Source organism: Diaphorobacter sp. B2A2W2, assembly GCF_056730635.1.
Genome location: NZ_JBWZOR010000015.1, coordinates 26,582 through 43,513, shown reverse-complemented (window position 1 = coordinate 43,513; position 16,932 = coordinate 26,582). Strand labels below are relative to the sequence as shown.

16 protein-coding genes are annotated in these 16,932 nt (G+C 69.0%); 6 read left to right on the top strand and 10 right to left on the bottom strand.

The features are described 5' to 3' along the window. Positions 1 to 24: 24 nt before the first annotated feature. The 6 genes from AC1PPL_RS18430 to AC1PPL_RS18405 all read right to left on the bottom strand — a co-directional run bounded on the left by AC1PPL_RS18430 (position 25) and on the right by AC1PPL_RS18405 (position 7,388). Positions 25 to 1,212 carry an MFS transporter gene (locus tag AC1PPL_RS18430; RefSeq protein WP_479973892.1) on the bottom strand — a complete coding sequence of 396 codons (1,188 nt, stop codon included), beginning with the start codon at positions 1,210 to 1,212 and terminating at the stop codon, positions 25 to 27. 1 nt (position 1,213) lies between these two features. Next, entirely contained in the window at positions 1,214 to 2,914 is a 1,701-nt protein-coding gene (locus AC1PPL_RS18425) for a DNA recombination protein RmuC (RefSeq protein ID WP_479973891.1), read from the bottom strand. Between the two features lie 63 nt (positions 2,915 to 2,977). Further along, positions 2,978 to 3,958: a 2-hydroxyacid dehydrogenase gene (locus AC1PPL_RS18420; RefSeq protein WP_011805690.1), complete on the bottom strand. Its 981-nt coding sequence runs from the start codon at positions 3,956 to 3,958 to the stop codon at positions 2,978 to 2,980. Between the two features lie 79 nt (positions 3,959 to 4,037). Continuing rightward, positions 4,038 to 5,453: a sodium:proton antiporter gene (locus AC1PPL_RS18415; RefSeq protein ID WP_479973890.1), complete on the bottom strand. Its 1,416-nt coding sequence runs from the start codon at positions 5,451 to 5,453 to the stop codon at positions 4,038 to 4,040. Between the two features lie 64 nt (positions 5,454 to 5,517). Then, positions 5,518 to 6,714, bottom strand: a complete 1,197-nt coding sequence (gene pncB / locus AC1PPL_RS18410; RefSeq protein WP_011805692.1) for a nicotinate phosphoribosyltransferase — start codon at positions 6,712 to 6,714, stop codon at positions 5,518 to 5,520. Between the two features lie 179 nt (positions 6,715 to 6,893). Next, the gene (locus AC1PPL_RS18405; protein WP_172206649.1) at positions 6,894 to 7,388 is read right to left on the bottom strand and encodes an acyl-CoA thioesterase; all 495 of its coding nucleotides are present in this window, start codon (positions 7,386 to 7,388) and stop codon (positions 6,894 to 6,896) included. A gap of 265 nt (positions 7,389 to 7,653) precedes the next feature. Between AC1PPL_RS18405 and AC1PPL_RS18400 the strand changes: the two genes are divergently transcribed. Beyond that, positions 7,654 to 8,217: a phasin family protein gene (locus AC1PPL_RS18400; RefSeq protein ID WP_015912985.1), complete on the top strand. Its 564-nt coding sequence runs from the start codon at positions 7,654 to 7,656 to the stop codon at positions 8,215 to 8,217. Positions 8,218 to 8,451: 234 nt separating this feature from the next. Here AC1PPL_RS18400 and AC1PPL_RS18395 read toward each other — a convergent pair whose 3' ends face one another. Then, entirely contained in the window at positions 8,452 to 9,855 is a 1,404-nt protein-coding gene (locus AC1PPL_RS18395) for an aspartate ammonia-lyase (RefSeq protein WP_479973889.1), read from the bottom strand. Between the two features lie 308 nt (positions 9,856 to 10,163). On the opposite strand from AC1PPL_RS18395, the gene AC1PPL_RS18390 reads away from it, so the two are divergent. From AC1PPL_RS18390 to AC1PPL_RS18380, 3 genes are all read left to right on the top strand, one after another. Continuing rightward, the gene (locus AC1PPL_RS18390) at positions 10,164 to 11,054 is read left to right on the top strand and encodes a peptidoglycan DD-metalloendopeptidase family protein (RefSeq protein ID WP_479973888.1); all 891 of its coding nucleotides are present in this window, start codon (positions 10,164 to 10,166) and stop codon (positions 11,052 to 11,054) included. Then, positions 11,051 to 11,713 carry a pseudouridine synthase gene (locus AC1PPL_RS18385; RefSeq protein ID WP_479973887.1) on the top strand — a complete coding sequence of 221 codons (663 nt, stop codon included), beginning with the start codon at positions 11,051 to 11,053 and terminating at the stop codon, positions 11,711 to 11,713. The genes AC1PPL_RS18390 and AC1PPL_RS18385 overlap by 4 nt, the downstream gene beginning before the upstream one ends. A gap of 102 nt (positions 11,714 to 11,815) precedes the next feature. Beyond that, positions 11,816 to 12,856 (top strand): tetratricopeptide repeat protein, encoded by a 1,041-nt coding sequence (locus tag AC1PPL_RS18380; protein ID WP_479973886.1) that lies wholly within the window; start codon positions 11,816 to 11,818, stop codon positions 12,854 to 12,856. A gap of 61 nt (positions 12,857 to 12,917) precedes the next feature. Here AC1PPL_RS18380 and AC1PPL_RS18375 read toward each other — a convergent pair whose 3' ends face one another. Continuing rightward, complete coding sequence (locus AC1PPL_RS18375) at positions 12,918 to 13,592, bottom strand: hypothetical protein (RefSeq protein ID WP_479973885.1); 675 nt, start codon at positions 13,590 to 13,592, stop codon at positions 12,918 to 12,920. Between the two features lie 88 nt (positions 13,593 to 13,680). Next, the gene (gene rarD / locus AC1PPL_RS18370) at positions 13,681 to 14,583 is read right to left on the bottom strand and encodes an EamA family transporter RarD (RefSeq protein ID WP_479973884.1); all 903 of its coding nucleotides are present in this window, start codon (positions 14,581 to 14,583) and stop codon (positions 13,681 to 13,683) included. 483 nt (positions 14,584 to 15,066) lie between these two features. Between rarD and AC1PPL_RS18365 the strand changes: the two genes are divergently transcribed. Then, positions 15,067 to 15,498: a thermonuclease family protein gene (locus AC1PPL_RS18365; protein ID WP_479973883.1), complete on the top strand. Its 432-nt coding sequence runs from the start codon at positions 15,067 to 15,069 to the stop codon at positions 15,496 to 15,498. A gap of 59 nt (positions 15,499 to 15,557) precedes the next feature. On the opposite strand, the gene AC1PPL_RS18360 is transcribed toward AC1PPL_RS18365, so the two are convergent. Beyond that, positions 15,558 to 16,505, bottom strand: a complete 948-nt coding sequence (locus AC1PPL_RS18360) for a DHH family phosphoesterase (protein WP_287966219.1) — start codon at positions 16,503 to 16,505, stop codon at positions 15,558 to 15,560. 144 nt (positions 16,506 to 16,649) lie between these two features. Between AC1PPL_RS18360 and AC1PPL_RS18355 the strand changes: the two genes are divergently transcribed. Beyond that, on the top strand, positions 16,650 to 16,913 hold the full coding sequence (locus AC1PPL_RS18355) for a hypothetical protein (protein ID WP_312793627.1): 264 nt from the start codon (positions 16,650 to 16,652) through the stop codon (positions 16,911 to 16,913). Positions 16,914 to 16,932: the final 19 nt, after the last annotated feature.

Sequence of the window (16,932 nt, the reverse complement as noted above, 5' to 3'; positions counted from 1 at the left end):
GACCGCCTTGACAGTCCAGGCCTGTCAGGGATGCGGCGGAGGGGCTGGCGCCTCGCCGCGCAGCCGCCAGGCCACGCGCGCACCCAGCCCCACAGTGGCGCCCACGGCCCAGAACAGGCCACTCAGCCCTACCAGCGCGCTCGCGGTGCCAAACAGCAGCGGCATCACCACGCTGGAGCCGTTGATCGCCATCAGCCGCAGACCCAGCGCCTCGCCATGGCGGTGCGCGGGCGTGAGTTGGTGCAGCATGCTCATGATCATGGGCTGCACCGAGCCCAGCGCGAACCCCAGCAGCACCGAGCACGCTCCCAGAGCCACGGCCGTCGGCAGCAGCGGATAGACCGCGAACAGCAGTGCCGTCGCCACCATGGCGCCGGTGACCACGGTGGATTCGCGCAGCCGGTCGGCCACCAGCGGCATGAGCACGCGGATCACCGCCGCGGCAATCGCGAACGCGCCGAGGATGGAGCCGATCACCGAGGCCGACAGCCCCCGCTCATGCCCCAGCAGCGGCACCACGAAGGTGTGCACGTCCCAGCACGACGACAGCAGCCAGTTCACGATGAGCAGCCGCCGAAAGCCGGGCTCGGCCAGCAGGTCCCAGGCCCGCGCGCGCGTGCCGTCCTCCGCGGCCACCACTGGCGGCATCTCCTGCGTGCCGCGCACCCAGAACCAGGTGGCCAACGGCAATACGGCCATGAGCGCGAAGGCCGCGCGAAAGCCCGTGGTCGCGCCCGCCTGCGCACCCGCGTGATCGATCAGCAGCCCCGCGCAGAACGGGCCCACGAAGTTGGACACCGCCGGCCCGATGGCCAGCCAGCTGAAGACCTGGCGCAGCTGCGTGCCGCCGTGCGCGGCGCGACCCACGTGGCGTTGCAAGGCGATCGTGGCAGCCCCCGTGGCGCCACCGGTGAGCAGTGCCGCAGCGCACAGCACCGCAAACGTCGGCCACACCAGCGCCGCGCCGGCACCCAGGACGGCCGCGACGACCGCGTGGCGCACCGGGCGCTTGAGCCCATGGCGGTCGGCATAGCGTCCCGCCGGCAGCGCCAGGAACACCTGCGTGAGCGCGAACAGCGCCAGCAGCACGCCCACGGCCGCCGCGCTGTAGCCCTCGCGCAGCGCCAGCAGCGGCGCGGCCATGCGCATGCCCGCCATGCTGGCGTGGATGCAGATCTGGCCGGCGATCAGCCGCGCGAGCGCCAGGTTCAAGTCACTCGCCTTCGTCTTCGATCAGCAGGTCCGGCAAGGTTGCGCCCGCTGCATCGCCCTGCCCCGCCGCCGGCTCCGGCGCGGGCAGCTCCTGCACGCCGCGCAGCTTGCGCTGGATGGCACGTGTGCGCACATCCACCTGCTCGAACTTCTTGGCCGCCGCGTCGATGGACTTGCGCGTAGCCTCCACCACGTCGCCGAACTTGGCGAACTCGGTCTTCACCTGGCCCAGCACGCTCCACACCTCGGACGAGCGCTTCTCGATGGCCAGCGTCTTGAAGCCCATCTGCAGGCTGCTGAGCATGGCCGCCAGATTGGCAGGCCCGGTGATCATCACGCGGCAGTCGTTCTGCACCGCCTCGACCAGCCCGGGGCGGCGCATGACTTCGGCAAACAGCCCTTCGGTGGGCAGGTAGAGCACCGCGAAGTCGGTGGTGTATGGCGGTGCCACATATTTGCTGAAGATCTTCTTGGCCTCCAGGCGGATGGACGACTCGAAGGCGTTGCCCGCGGCCGTGATCGCGAGCTTGTCCGCCGTGTCCTGCGCATCCAGCAGGCGCTGGTAGTGCTCCACGGGGTACTTGGAGTCGATGGGCAGCCACACGGGCTGCTCGTCGCTCTTGCCCGGCAGGCGGATGGCAAATTCCACCAGATCGTCGCTGCCCGGCATGGTCTTGACGTTGCGGGCGAACTGCTCGGGCGTGAGCACGTTGTCGATGATCGCGCCCAGCTGCATTTCGCCCCAGGTGCCGCGCGTCTTCACGTTGGTCATCACGCGCTTCAAGTCGCCGACGCTGCCGGCCAGCGTCTGCATCTCGCCCAGGCCCTTGTGCACCTGCTCCAGCCGGTCGCTCACCAACTTGAAGGACTCGCCCAGGCGCTGCTCCAGCGTGGCGTGCAGCTTTTCGTCCACGGTGCGGCGCATCTCCTCCAGCTTGGCCGCGTTGTCGCCCTGGATGGCGGCCAGGCGCTCGTTGAGCGCGCCGCGCAGCGCCTCGGCATTGTTCTGGCTGCTGGCGACCAGGCCGGACAGCTGTTGCCCCATGGACTCCTGCAGGGCCGAGAACTGGCTGCGCAGCTGCTGCGTGGTGCCTTCCAGCTGGTCGCGCAGCGCACCCGACATGGTGCCCAACTGGCCCTGGATGTCGCCCTTGAGCGAGTCCAGCGTGCCGCGCGTCGTGCCGCTCAGCGCCTCGAAGCGCTCCTGGATGCGCTGGCCGAAGAGCTGCGTGCTCTCGGCCATGGCGTCGCGCGACTTCAGGCTGTCGGCCGCCAGCGCCTGCGCTGTCTGGCTCAGCTCGGCACGAAAGGCGGCCAGCGCATCCGCCTGCTCCTTGCGGGCTACGGCCGCATCGGCGCGCCCCTGCGCCAGGTGTTGCTCCAGACGCGACTGCAGCGCGGCAAACGACGCCTGTAGCTCGCCGCGGCTGGTGCGCGACTCCTGCGCGGCCAGCGCCAGCCGCTCGTCCAGCAGGGCCTGCGTGGTCTGGGTGAACCCGCGCAGTTGCTGGGCCATGGCATCCAGCGCTCCGTCATTCTTGGCCACGGCCAGCTGCGTGGCCTGCACCGCAGATTCCAGTGTCTGCAGGCGCGCCAGCCATTCGAGCGGCAGGTCCACGCGCGGGCGGCGCAACAGCAGCACCGCCAGCAACGCCACGGTGAGCACCAGCAACGCCAGTGCGGCGGTCATTTCGAATGTCATTCTTGAACTATCAAAACAATAGCTGTTAGCGCTTGTCCATCAAGCGCCAGAGGCCAATTTCATTCACACCTTGGCGGGCGTGTTCACGGGAGTGAGGGCACCGCGCCCGTCGAAGAACGCCACCAGGTTGTCCGCCGCCAGTTGCGCCATGGCGAGCCGCGTGGGCACGGTGGCGCTGGCGATGTGCGGGGTGAGCACCACGTTGGGCACCTCCAGCAACGCGGGGTGCACCGCGGGCTCGCCTTCGAACACGTCCAGCCCCGCGGCAGCGATGCGGCGCTCCTTGAGCGCCTGAGCCAGCGCCGCGTCATCCACGATGCCGCCGCGCGCGATGTTGATCAGCGTGGCCGTGGGCTTCATGCGCGCGATCTCGGCCGCGCCGATGGCGTGGTGCGACTCGGGCGTGTAGGGCAGCACCAGCACCAGGTGGTCGGCCTGGGCCAGCAGCTCGTCCTTGCCCACGTAACGCGCCTTGCATTCGGCCTCCAGCGCGGGCGACAGGCGCGAGCGGTTGTGGTAGATCACGTTCATGCCAAAGCCATGCGCCCCACGCTTGGCAATGCCCTGCCCGATGCGGCCCATGCCCAGGATGCCCAGCGTGCTGCCATGTACCTCGCAGCCGGCGAACATGTCGTAGCTCCAGCGCGTCCACTGGCCGGCGCGCAGGTAATGCTCGCTCTCCGTGATGCGCCGCGCCGTGGCCATGAGCAGCGCAAAGCCGAAATCGGCCGTGGTCTCGGTCAGCACGTCGGGCGTGTTGGTGCCCTGCACGCCGGCGGCGGTCATCGCGGCGATGTCGAAGTTGTTGTAGCCCACCGTCATGTTGGCCGCGATGCGCAGCTGCGGGCAGGCGGCCAGCAGCTCGGCGTTCACCGGCTGGGTGCCGGTGAGCAATGCGCCGTCCTTGCCCTGCAGCCGCTCGATGAGCTCGGCCTGCGTCCACAGGTTGTCGTCCTGGTTGGCATACACCTCGAAATGCTGCGTCAGGCGCTCAATGACCTCGGGAAAGATCTTGCGCGCGACGAGGATGTGGGGCTTGGACATGGGAAGTGCTCCTTTCGGTCAGGTGTCGGCAGCCTGAACGCGGGGCCGTGCCGAGGCACCCCGCGGTTCAGGCCCGGGCTCATTGCAACCAGATGAAGGTCATCACGACGAACAGCGGCAACAGGATGCCGCACGACCACAGCATGTAGCCGAAGAAGCTGGGCATCTTCACGCCGCGGTCCTCCGCAATCGCCTTGACCATGAGGTTGGGCGCGTTGCCGATGTAGGTGTTGGCGCCCATGAACACGGCGCCCGCCGAGATGGCGGCCAGCGTGGCGGCATGCGTGGTCATCAGCGTGGCCGCATCGCCGCCGGCCGTGTTGAAGAACACCAGGTAGGTGGGCGCGTTGTCCAGGAAGGAGCTGAGCAGGCCGGTGGCCCAGAAATACATCGCCGGATCGGGCGAGCCGTCGGGCCGCGTGACGGCGGAGACGATGGCTCCGAAAGGCCCGTTCACGCCGGCCTTGAGCATGGCAATGACGGGAATGATGGTCAGGAAGATGCCCGCGAACAGCTTGGCCACCTCCTGCATCGGGCCCCAGCCGAACTGGTTGTCTGCATGCACTTGCCGCGGCGTCAGCGCCAGCGATGCCACGGTCACCGCGATCAGCCCCGCATCGCGCACCAGGCCGGGCAGGCCCAGCGGCGTGCCGGCTATCACCCATTCCACGGGCGACTTCCAGATGCCGCTGAGCAGCACCAGCCCCACCACGGCCAGCAGCAGCACGAAATTGATCTTGCCGTCAAAACCCAGCGCGGCCGGTGCCGAATCGGGGGTGGGGTCGGTGCGGCTGACTTCACCCGCCTGGCGGTAGTACCAGCTGTCCATTACATAGAACAGCACCAGCAGCACGCCAATCAGGAACAGCGTTTCCGGAAACACGTGCCGCGCCGTCCAGAAGAAATCCACGCCCTTGAGGAAGCCCAGGAACAGCGGCGGATCGCCCAGCGGCGTGAGCGAGCCGCCGGCGTTGGAGACGATGAAGATGAAGAACACCACCACGTGCGCCACATGCTTGCGGTTGTCGTTGGCACGGATCAGCGGACGGATCAGCAGCATGGACGCGCCCGTGGTGCCCATGAAGCTGGCCAGCACCGCGCCCACGGCGAGAAAGCCGGCATTCAGGGCCGGGCTGCCGTGCAGATTGCCACGGATATAGATACCACCGGCCACGGTGAACAGCGCCGTGAGCAGGATCACGAAGGGCAGGTATTCCGCGACCAGCGCATGCGCGAAGCCCGCCGCCGCCACGCCGGGGCCAAAGACCACGGCAAACGGCACCAGAAACGCCAGCGCCCACGCGGCGGTGACCTTGCCGAAGTGGTGGTGCCAAAACAGCGGCGCCAGCAACGGCAGCAGCGCAATGCTCAACAGCACGCCGGCAAACGGGACACCCCACAGCACCGACAGCTGGCTGCCGTCGATCTCCGCCGCCCCCGCCAGCGCGGGTGCCAGGCACAGCAGCCCAAGGGCCAGGGTGCGGATGGGGTTCATGGACAGGTCTCCTCGGGTCGTTCTTGGGAAAGTTGAAATGCCGCCGGCGGCGCCAGGCGCGCGCTCACTGCGGCGAGGGAATCTCGAACACCTGGCGCAGGTAAGCCAGGTATTTCTCGTCGTTGCACATGTTCTTGCCGGGTGCGTCCGACAGCTTGGCCACGGGCTGGCCGTTGCAGCGCGTCATCTTGATCACGATCTGCAGTGGCTCGTAGCCCAGGTCGTTGGTCAGGTTGGTGCCGATGCCGAACGCCAACTGGCAGCGGCCGTTGAAGCGCTGGTACAGCTCGATGATGCGCGGCACGGTCAGCGCGTCGCTGAAGATCAGCGTCTTGGTCAATGGGTCCACGCGGTTGTCGCGGTAGTGCTGCAGCAGCCGCTCGCCCCATGCGAAGGGATCGCCGCTGTCGTGGCGCGCGCCATCGAACAGCTTGCAGAAGTACAGGTCGAAGTCGCGCAGGAAGGCGCTCATGCCGTACACGTCGGACAGCGCGATCCCCAGGTCGCCGCGGTATTCCTTGGCCCACATCTCGAAGCCGAACACCTGGCTGTCGCGCAGCCGCGGGCCGAGGGACTGGCAGGCCTGCAGGTATTCGTGCGCCATGGTGCCCAGCGGCGTCACGCCCAGCTTCATTGCGTACAACACGTTGCTCGTGCCCGCAAACTGCCCCGGCGCGCCGCGCCGGTCGTCAGAGCCCAGGCGCACGCACAGCACGCGCAGCACCTCTTCGTGCCAGGCGCGCGAAAAGCGCCGACGCGTGCCGTAGTCGGCAATCTTGAGGCTGTCCAGCCCCGGCTGCTGCAGCTGGCCGATCTTGGCTTCGAGCCGGCGGCGCCCCTCGGGAAAGTCGGGCACCTTCTGCGTGTTGCGGAAGTACACCTCGTTCACGATCGCCAGCACCGGGATCTCGAACAGGATGGTGTGCAGCCAGGGCCCGGTGATGGTGATGTCGATCTCGCCCGAGGGCAGCGCGCTCACGCGGATGTACTTCTCGTTGAGGCGAAACAGCCCCAGGAAGTCGACGAAGTCGCTCTTGATGAAGCGCAGCGAGCGCAGGTAGGCCAGCTCCGCGTCCTGGAACTGCAGGCTGCACAAAGCGCGGATCTCGTCGCGGATCTCGCTGACGAAGGGCGCCAGCTCCACACCCGGGTTGCGGCACTTGAAGCGGTACTCCACCTGCGCGCCCGGAAACTGGTGCAGCACCACCTGCATCATGGTGAACTTGTACAGGTCGGTGTCGAGCAGGCTGGTGATGATCATGGATGCGCGCGGGGCAGACTGTCCCGCTACTGGACATGGCGATGGGGATCCGCCGCGCCGCCACACACGCGTGGCCGGGCCGGCGAGCCCCTGATTCTGGCATCAACCCACCCGGGCCGCCGCGAACCGGCGCGCAGCCCCGGCAGCCCTCAGGGAAAGCCGGCGCGCCGCGCCCGCGATCAACGCGCCACGCACAAGGGCTGCAGTGCCTGGCGCAGCCGATCGGGCAGCGCACGCGGACGGCGGTCGTCCCGTCCCACGTACACATGCACGAAGTGGCCGCAAGCCGCACTCATGGCCTCTCCCTGGGCGAACAGGCCGACCTCGTAGCGCACGCTCGTGTCACCCAGCCGCGCCACACGGATGCCGGCGTCGATGGTTTGCGGGAACGCCAGCGACGCGAAATAGTTGCACTGCGTCTCGATGACCAGCCCAATGGTGTCGCCGTGATGGATGTCCAGCGCGCCCTGCTCGATCAGGTAGGCGTTCACCGCGGTGTCGAACCAGCTGTAGTACACGACGTTGTTCACATGGCCATAGACGTCGTTGTCCATCCAGCGCGTACCGATGGAGCGAAACACCGCGTAGGCCTCGCGCGGCTGCGGCTGCGGCCGGGGCTGCGGGGCCGTGCCTGCAGCGCCTGCCGCACCTGAGGGAGAGAGGGACGTGTTCATGAGGCGCTGATTCTGCCAGCGGCCAGCGGCGGCCTCCCCTTGTCCCCTGTCTTCGTAATAGGCAGCGCGCAGTCCACCGCCGGTCCAGATGTAACCAACAGAACTTTGGGAGTTGCCCCTAAAAATGCTGCATTGCAACAAAAATGCTTGCGCCTATCGACAGGATCCCTAAAATTCGGTTCATGCTGCACTGCAACATGACGCACAGGTCAGTCAGGGCAGATGTCTCAACCCGCCCATCCCGGGCATTCAATGGAGATATGACATGTCGCTGACCCCTGAGCAAATCCTCGCTTCCCACAAGGCCAACCTGGAGACCCTGTTCGGCCTGACGAACAAGGCCTTCGAGGGCGTGGAGAAGCTCGTCGAACTGAATGTGACCGCTTCGCGCGCCGCCCTGGCCGAAGCCGCCAGCCACACCCAGGCCGTGCTGTCCACCAAGGACGCACAAGAGCTGCTCGCACTGCAAGCCAGCCTGTTCCAACCCCTGGCGGAAAAGGCCGTGGCTTACAGCCGCCACCTGTACGACATCGCTTCCGGCACGGGCGCCGAATTCGGCAAGACCTTCGAAGCACAGGCCGCAGAAGTGCAGCGCAACTTCACCAACCTGGTGGACAGCGCCGCCAAGAACGCCCCCGCTGGTTCCGAGACCACCGTCGCCGTCTTCAAGAGCGCTGTGTCTGCCGCCAACAACGCCTTCGAGTCGGTGCAAAAGGCCGTGAAGCAGGCCAGCGATGTGGCCGAAGCCAACTTCAACGCCGTGGCCAGCTCTGCCGCCACCGCCGCCAAGACGGCGACCGCCGCAACCGCGGCTCCCCGCAAGCGTTGAGTGGATCGCTGCCACGTCGCTGGCAGATTTCAGGGTTTACCCCTATAATTCACTCACTGGCCCGGCGATGGGAATGAACGTCGCAGGGCCCTCCAGTTGTCTCCTTGGATCCTCTCGAAACTCTGGTTTCCTGGATCCCTTCAAGCCCAGTCCCTGACTGGGCTTTTTTTTGGGCGGATGGCCACCGCGGCCTACCGGCGCCTTCGGCAGCGGCCGAGGCCCCGGCAGCGCCCGTCAATCAGCGGCCTGGATGGCGCCCGCCTGCGTGAGGCGCTCGGCCACCAGCAGCTTGTGCATCTCGGCCTGGGTCATGATGCCCAGGTCCTCGGCCACCACGGCAATCGGCTTGCCCGTGGCAATGGCCGACTTGGCGATGGCGGCCGCCTTCTCGTAGCCGATCAGCGGGTTGAGCGCGGTCACCAGCGTCACCGACGCGGCGATGCGTTCCGTCAGCAGCCCCTGGTTGGCCGCGATGCCCTCCACGCAGTTCACCTGCAGGGTGTGGCAGGCCCTGGTCAGGTGGTGCAGGCTCTTGTGCAGCGCCCAGCCCATCAGCGGCTCAAAGGCGTTGAGCTGCAGTTGGCCCGCTTCGGCAGCCATGGTGATGGCGGCGTCGTTGCCGATCACTTCGAAGCACACCTGGTTCATCACCTCGGGGATCACGGGGTTGACCTTGCCGGGCATGATGGACGAACCTGCTTGGCGCGCGGGCAGCTGGATATCGCCCACGCCGGCCTGCGGTCCCGAGGACAGCAGGCGCAGGTCGTTGCTGATCTTGGAGAGCTTGGCGGCGATGCGCTTGAGCACGCCCGAGATGTCAACGAAGGCCCCCGTGTCCGACGTGGCGGCGATCAGGTTGGCCGCAGCCTTGACCGGCACGCCCGACAGCCGCGCCAGCTCAGGGATGACCACGTCCACGTAGCCGACGGGCGCGTTGATGCCGGTGCCGATGGCGGTGCCGCCCATGTTCACCTCGGTCATCAGGTAAGCGGACTCGCGCAGGCGGCGCTCATCGTCGGCAATCATGGCGGCGAAGGCGGCAAACTCCTGGCCCAGCGTCATGGGCACGGCATCCTGCAACTGGGTGCGGCCGATCTTCAGGATGCCCTTGAATTCCTCAGCCTTGGCCTCGAACGCGCCGCGCAGGGCCGACAGGGCCTTGAGCAGCGTCTCGATACCGAAATAGGTGGCGATCTTCAGCGCCGTGGGGTAGGCATCGTTAGTGCTTTGCGATGCGTTGACGTGATCGTTCGGGTGGATCGTGTCATAGCGGCCCTTGGGCAATCCCAGGTGCTCCAGGGCACGGTTGGCGATCACCTCATTGGCATTCATGTTCGTGGAGGTGCCGGCACCGCCCTGGATCACGTCCACGACGAACTGGTCGTGCAACTGTCCGGCGATCAGGTCGTCGCAGGCTTGGGCAATGGCGCGGGCTTGGGTTGCGTTGATCGCGCCCAGCTGCAGATTGGCGTGGGCGGCGGCCTTCTTGACGAAGGCAAAGGCCCGGATCAACTCGGGCATGTGGGCCACGGTGTGGCCGGTGATGGGAAAGTTTTCTACGGCACGAGCGGTGTGGACGCCCCAATACGCGTCCGGGGGAATGGTCTTGATACCGATGAAGTCATGTTCTTGACGCATGGTCGATCTGCTTTCTAGCGAAATGGAATAAACAAAAGGGGAACAAAGCCAGGCCCCAAGTGAAAACACCGCCTGAGGTGCAGGCGGTGCTTTGTGGGTGCAGCCGTGGAGCGCCCTGGAGCCGGGCGCGCACCTTGTGGGCGCAAGTGCCGGGCCAGACGTGGCAATGCCCCGGGCACCATGGCGCCCAGGGCATTGGGTAGGGATTATGACCCACTGCCTCGCACGCGCATGAGAACCTTAGCTTTGCGCATAACCATGCCCACGCGGCGGGCAGGCGCCGGCCATGAGCGCTCTACACTGCAGCCGTGCCATTTCCTTGCGACCCCACTTTTCCGCCCCTTTCCCCCTCAGGCGCACGGCGCCGCACGCTGCTGCAGGCGCTGGGCCTCGCCCTGGCGCCCGGCGTGCCCGCGCCGGTCCGGGCGGGCACCGCCCAGCAATGGCCGCAGGCCCTGGCTGTGCCCGGGGGCGTGGCCCGGCTGTCGCTGGGCCCCGCGGCCGATCGGCCGGTGGTACACGCGGGCGACGTCCCGGTGCTGGTGCTGGGCGATGCGATCGAGTGGACGGCCATCGTCGGCATTCCGCTGGCCGCGCCTACGGGCGAGGCCGAGGTGACGGTACAGGCCACGCCGACCGCACCGGCGCGGCGCGTGGCTTACCGCGTGGCAGCCAAGCAGTACCGCGAGCAGCGCCTGACCGTGGCACCGCGCACGGTGGACCTGGCACCCGAAGACCTGGCCCGCCATGAGCGTGAGCGCGCGCACCAGCAGCACGTCATGGCCACCTTTTCAACGCCCCTGCCAGAGGGGCTGCAGATGCGCCAGCCCGTGCCGGGACGGCGCTCCAGCAGCTTCGGTCTGCGGCGCGTGTTCAACGGCCAGGCGCGCAATCCGCACAGCGGCATGGACATTGCCGCCGCCACGGGCACCCCTGTCGCCGCGCCGCTGGCGGGCCGGGTGATCGATGTGGGCGACTATTTCTTCAACGGCGGCACCGTGTGGCTGGACCATGGCGGCGGCCTGCTCAGCATGTACTGCCACCTCAGCCGCATGGACTGCCAGGTGGGTGACGTACTGCGCACGGGCGATGCGTTCTGCAGGGTAGGGGCCACCGGCCGCGTGACCGGCCCGCACCTGCACTGGGGCGTGATGCTCAACCGCACCATGGTAGACCCGGCCCTGTTCCTGCCCGCATGAGCACGCCCCCCGCCCCACGCCCGCGCCTGGCGCTGCGCCGCCCCGCGGCCGCGGCCGCGGCCGCGCTGGCGCCCGCCCCCCAGCGCGCGGCGCGGCTGCTGCGCTTCAACAAGCCCTATGGCGTGCTGAGCCAATTCACGCCCGAGGGGCGCTGGCGCGGGCTCCAGGACTTCATCGACGTGCCCGGCGTCTATGTGGCGGGGCGGCTCGATGCCGACAGCGAGGGACTGCTGCTGCTCACCGACGACGGAGCGCTGCAGGCACGCATCAGCGATCCGCGCCACAAGATGGAGAAGACCTACTGGGTGCAGGTGGAGGGCATTCCTGACGAGGCCGCGCTGCAGGCCCTGCGCCAGGGCGTGCAGCTCGGCGACGGCCCCACCCTGCCCGCACGCGTGCGCCGGCTGGAGCCGCCCCCCGCCCTCTGGGAGCGCGATCCGCCCATCCGCGTGCGCCAGAACATTCCCGACTGCTGGATCGAACTCATCATCCGCGAAGGCCGCAACCGCCAGGTGCGCCGCATGACCGCCGCCGTGGGCCACCCCACGCTGCGGTTGGTGCGCGCGGCCATCGGCCCCTACGCCCTGGACGGGCTGGAGCCGGGCTGCTGGCAGCCCGCCAGCCCGCCCTCGCCAGTGCCGCACCACCGCAAAAAGTAGAGCTGCTGGCGCTTTCCTGCATTGGCTTTGCGCCGGATTCTTCACTTACGCTCAGCACCCTCCACCCAGCAGCGACAATCGCGGCGGGAGGAACTGAACACCATGACCACGAACCCTGGCGACGGCCTGTCCCTCGCCCCGCTCGACCCCGCGCCCACGCAACCCGCGCCTGCTGCGGCCTCATCGCACGTCGCACGCACCTGCCCACGCTGCCACTACACGCGCCAGGCCAGCGACACCGCCCCCGCCTGGCAATGCCCGCGCTGCGCGGTGGTCTACGACAAGGCCACGCCGCGCCCACGCGCACGCGCGGGCCACGATGAAGAGGACGATACCCAGCCCGTCCCGCTGGACCCGCGCCGCGCCCGGGCCAGCGCGGGTCTGCCCTGGGCCTGGATCGCCCTGGGCAGCGCCGTGCTGGCCGGGGCCGCGCTGCTGGGCTGGAAGTGGAACGGCGAGCGCCAGCGCAGCGCCCAACAGGTGCAACGCGCCGCCAGCGACAGCCGCGCCGCCGATGTCAGCCAGGCCCGCGCCGTGCAGGACGGGCGGGCGCGCATCGATGCACTGGAACACCAGTGGCGCATGGGCGAAGGCGCCCAGGCACTGCCTGCCGTGCGCGCGCTGGCCGACGAGGGCGAGCCGCGGGCCATGGTGCTGCTGGGCTCCATGCTGCTGGGTGGCAGCAGCTACCGCAACGCCATCGGCCAGCCGCTGGACCCGGCCGAGGCGCTGCAATGGCTGGAGCGCGCCGCCCGCGCGGGCGATGCCACCGCCGCCGTGCGCCTGGGGGGTCTGTATGAGCGCGGTGAACATGTGCCGCGCCAGCCCTCACTGGCCGAGAACTGGTACCTGCGTGCCGCGCGCCAGGGCGACGGCGCGGGCCTGTACAGCCTGGGCATGCTCTACGCGCGGGGCGCCGATCCCGTAAGCCAACGCCCCGTCCCCGCGTGGATGCTGCTCACGCTGGCCGAACGCGCCTCGCGCGCCGCGCCGGTGCGCGACGCGCTGCTGACCGAGCAGCACTACCCGTCCAGCGCGCGTGCAGGCCTGGTCCGCCTCAAGGACAAGCTGCATCCCAGCGACATTGCCGAGGCCGAGCGCCTGGCCGACGCCTGGAAGCCCGGCCAGCCGCTGGGCTTCTAGCGCGGCACGCGCCCGCCAGCGCCACGGGCGGCCTGCACGGTGTGCAGTGCGCCGCGCGGCGCTAGCGCTTGCGCCACCAGACGACCAGCGCGAGGAACACCACACCCGTGAGTAGCGGCACGGCGGACATGAGCAGCTCGACGAACGAGCTGCGCCGCATGCCGGACCACACCTCCACGCGCACGCCGTCCAGCCGCAGGTTGCTCGCGCCTGCGAACTCCAGCGCCGGGGCCACCTTGCGGTCCTCCTTGAAGCTCACCGGCCCGGCCGTGCCCGCCAGCTGCAGCACCTGTCCCGCGCGCGTGCCCGTTCCGAACGCAGCGCCCTGCACCATCGACAGGCGCGTGCCGTTGTCCGTGTCCCAGCCGGCCATCCAGCGCGTGAGACCCTCGCCGTCGGCCTGGGCCACGCCGGCCACGTGCACCACCAGCGTGTAGGGGTTGCCGCTGGCGGGCAGGTCCAGCGCGCGCGGCGCCTTCCAGGCCACCGTTTCGGAGAAAAAGCCCGCGGGCTTGCTGCCGGCCGTCTTGTCCTGGTGGCGCGCCAGCCGTGCCAGGTCTTCGGGCGTCAATTCGAACGACTCCACCAGGCGCTTGCCCCAGGCGGTGGACGCGTCGCGCGCGCCCGCAGGCGCGGCGGGCAGCGCCAGCAGGCCAGCGGTGGCCAGGGCGAAGCACACGCCCGCCGCAGAAAAGACGCGCAAACGCTGGCGCGGACGGGACACGGTGGCGTGCATGTGGGGGCTCCCTCGGGTGGCTGTGCGGTGCTGCGAATGGCACCGTTTGCATCGATTTTAATAGCTGCCAGCGCTTGATGGATGGGCGCTAGAGCGGCTTTTTGTCTTGAACCTGCACGGCCGGGCGGCGCAGGCGCAGTGCGCCGTCCAGCACCAGCAGCGCCACGGCGGCGAAGATGGGGCCATAGGTAGGCCACTGCGCCGCGCCGATGCTCTCGCCCAGCGCCAGCGCCACAAGCGCCAGCAGCACCGGCTCCACATAGCTCAAGAGACCAAACAATCCCAGCGGCAGCAGGCGGCTGGCGGCCATGTACAGCGCCAGCGCCACGGCGCTGACCACGCCCAGGACGGGCACCATCGCCCACAGGTGCGCATGCTCCAGCACCAGCGGCAGGGACGACGGCGCGCGCACCACGAACCACAGCGCCGCGGGCACCAGCAGCAGCATGTCCAGCCAATGGCCGCCCAGGTGGTCGGTGGCCAAGCGCCGGCGCAGCACGAAATACGCGGTGTAGCCCAGTGCGACCAGCCAGGTCTCCCACGACATGCCGCCGGCGCGCAGCACCTCGTGCAGCACACCCGCGCCCGCCAGTGCCGTGGCCAGCCCCTGCAGGTGCGACAGCTGCTCGCGGTACAGCACCCGCCCGGCCAGCACCATCACCAACGGCAGCAGGAAGTAGCCCAGCGACACCGGCAGCGCCCGCCCGTGCAGCGGCGCCCATAAAAACAGCCACAGCTGCACGCCCAGCATGGCGGCGCTGGCCAGCAGCCCCAGCGCCAGCAGCGGCTGCCGCCACGCGCGCGCAGCCAGCAGGCGCACGCGCGGCCACTGCCCGCGCGCCAGCAGCAGCGCCGTGGTGAACGGCAGCGTGCACAGCACGCGCCAGCCGAAGATCTGCTCGCCATCCAGCGGCGCCAGCGCCGGTGCCAGGTAATACATGGCGCCGAACAGAACGGACGCGACGAGGGACGCAACAAGACCTTGGATCACAACGGCAGCAGGTGGACAAGAAACGATGCGGGAAACCCGGCGACAACACGGCGTCGCCGCCACGGGCAAGACACGACAGGCACGCATCCGGACGAGGACAGCAGGCAGGCGCCCGAACGAGGAAAGGGCAGGCCTTCGCCCGCGTGCGACCCGCGATTGTCGGCCATTGGCGCATGCCCCGCCGCCGCACCACTTATGCCCACCGCCTGTGGGCGGCCCTGTGGACAACCGCCGGGACAACCCCGCGCAGGCCGCGCCGGCATTGGGTTGCAGCGCATCGCTCATTTTTTAGGCAACCGGTACAGGCAAAGCCGCGACGCCGCGCGGACCTGCAAGCGCGCATCCCACGCGGTTATAGTGCGCGCCCTTGCGGCGTCACCATGCGACAGCGGCGCGGCCGCAGCGGCCGCATGCCGACGCGCCACCGCCACCGCCACCGCCACCGCGCCGCGCTTTTATCCGCTCTTCACCTCTGCCCCACCCGTGTCTGCTGCCGCCCTCCTCTGCCTTGTGATTGCCATCAGCGATGGCGACACGCTCACCGTGCGTTGCGGCACGCCGGGGACCTGGCGCCCGCAGCGCGTGCGCGTGGTAGCGATCGACGCGCCCGAGAGCCGCCAGGCCTTCGGCCAGCGCGCGCGCCAGAACCTGGCGCGCCTGTGCTTTCGCCAGCAGGCCGCCCTGCGCACGCTGGGCCACGACGACTACGGCCGCACGCTGGCGCATGTGCGCTGCCAGGGGCAGGACGTGGGCACGGCCCAGGTGCGCGCCGGCCTGGCCTGGGTTTATGCACCGCAGGCCAAGCGCTATCCGCACCTGGTGGCGCTGCAGCGCCAGGCACGCGCCAGCCAGACCGGGCTGTGGTCGCAGCCGCGCCCGCAGGCGCCCTGGGACTACCGGCGCCGGCAGCGGTAGGCAACTATCATTTCAATAGCTGTTCGCGCTTATCCATCAAGCGCTACTGGCCATTTTGGCTAGGAACTCGCACCCGTTTCGTCGGCCTGGAACACACCTGACAGCAACTGCGCCAGCCGCTCGCCAGGCAGGCGAAAGCCGCAGGCCTGGGCATGGCCGCCACCGCCCATGCTCACGGCCAGGGGCGAGCAGTCATAGCCGCGCTGCGAGCGCAGGCCCACCTTGACCTGCCCGTCCTTGCCCACCACCCACATCAGCGCGAAGGTGCCGCTCTGGCGCGACAGCAACTCGCCCACCAGGCTGTGGAAGGCGCCGGGCGCATTCACCATCAGTCCGGCCTCGCCGTTGAACACCAGCGGCTGTGCGCCGCCCGCCACGTCCTGCGCCAAATGGCGGAACTTCTCGTCCATGGCTTGCCCGCGTGCGACGAAGGCCGCCGTCTCGGCGGGCGTGAAGTCGGCGATCTGCTGCCAACGGGCGAAGTCGAACGGCTCCATGTCCAGCGCCGCCACATAGCCCGCGGTGTCGGGGTACTGCCAGGCCCACAGGTCGCGGTCTTCCACGTGGCGCACCAGGGCGGGCAGTGGTGCGTCACGGTGGAAAAACTCCCACGCCAGGCGCGCGCCAGACTTGCCCATGTCGAAGTGCAGGCCCCCGCAGCGGCAGGCAAAGCCCTCCAACTGCTCGGCCGCGCTCTTGTGGTGGTCCAGCAGTACCAGCCGGGCGGCACGCGCGTCGATGGCGGCGAGCAGGTCGGGCGCAAACGCAAAGTCCAGCACGTACACGGCCCGCCCCTGCAGCGACGGCAGGTCGTCCACGGTGTCCACCTGCCCGTGGGTCAGCCCCAGGCATTCGACCTGACCGCCATAAAAGCGCCAGGCGGCCAGCGCGGCGGCAAAACCGTCGGCGCAGCGGCCGTGGTACAGCACCAGCGGGTGCGGGTCGTCCCGCTGCGGCGCGGCCAGCAGCGACAGGGGCAGGAAGGTGGAGCGCGAAGACACAGTCATGGCGGGATTGTCGGTCAGCGCACGGCACCGAACTGCCTACTTGAGAACGGGGCCTTTGTTGTACCGGCCTCGCCCCAGGGGCCACAATAACCCCGTCCGCCGCACCGTTTGCGCGGCGCACCACCGGGAGCCAGTCACATGCCCATGGAACTTCTCCGTCAACTTGCGCAGCGGGACCAGTTTCCCGCCCCCGTCGTCGATGAAGCAGAGGTGGACAAGCTGCGTGTTCTGCGCGCCGCGGGCATGGTGCAGGCTGAACTGCCCGGCGAAGGCGAATCCGTGCGTTCGGCACGCGTCATCACCATCACCGGGCTGGGCCGGGCCACCCTACGCGCCCAGGCGGCCCGCGAATTCATCGCCCGGCGCGACCGGCTCCCCGGCTCCCCCCTCTCCACCGCCAAGGCGTAGCGCGCCCGCGTCGCCTCCA

Excerpts from the sequence above, each read along its gene's own strand:
- AC1PPL_RS18425 (WP_479973891.1), bottom strand. The coding sequence starts at position 2,914 with ATGACATTCGAAATGACCGCCGCACTGGCGTTGCTGGTGCTCACCGTG.
- AC1PPL_RS18420 (WP_011805690.1), bottom strand. The coding sequence starts at position 3,958 with ATGTCCAAGCCCCACATCCTCGTCGCGCGCAAGATCTTTCCCGAGGTC.
- AC1PPL_RS18415 (WP_479973890.1), bottom strand. The coding sequence starts at position 5,453 with ATGAACCCCATCCGCACCCTGGCCCTTGGGCTGCTGTGCCTGGCACCC.
- pncB (WP_011805692.1), bottom strand. The coding sequence starts at position 6,714 with ATGATCATCACCAGCCTGCTCGACACCGACCTGTACAAGTTCACCATG.
- AC1PPL_RS18405 (WP_172206649.1), bottom strand. The coding sequence starts at position 7,388 with ATGAACACGTCCCTCTCTCCCTCAGGTGCGGCAGGCGCTGCAGGCACG.
- AC1PPL_RS18400 (WP_015912985.1), top strand. The coding sequence starts at position 7,654 with ATGTCGCTGACCCCTGAGCAAATCCTCGCTTCCCACAAGGCCAACCTG.
- AC1PPL_RS18395 (WP_479973889.1), bottom strand. The coding sequence starts at position 9,855 with ATGCGTCAAGAACATGACTTCATCGGTATCAAGACCATTCCCCCGGAC.
- AC1PPL_RS18385 (WP_479973887.1), top strand. The coding sequence starts at position 11,051 with ATGAGCACGCCCCCCGCCCCACGCCCGCGCCTGGCGCTGCGCCGCCCC.
- AC1PPL_RS18380 (WP_479973886.1), top strand. The coding sequence starts at position 11,816 with ATGACCACGAACCCTGGCGACGGCCTGTCCCTCGCCCCGCTCGACCCC.
- AC1PPL_RS18375 (WP_479973885.1), bottom strand. The coding sequence starts at position 13,592 with ATGCACGCCACCGTGTCCCGTCCGCGCCAGCGTTTGCGCGTCTTTTCT.
- AC1PPL_RS18360 (WP_287966219.1), bottom strand. The coding sequence starts at position 16,505 with ATGACTGTGTCTTCGCGCTCCACCTTCCTGCCCCTGTCGCTGCTGGCC.
- AC1PPL_RS18355 (WP_312793627.1), top strand. The coding sequence starts at position 16,650 with ATGGAACTTCTCCGTCAACTTGCGCAGCGGGACCAGTTTCCCGCCCCC.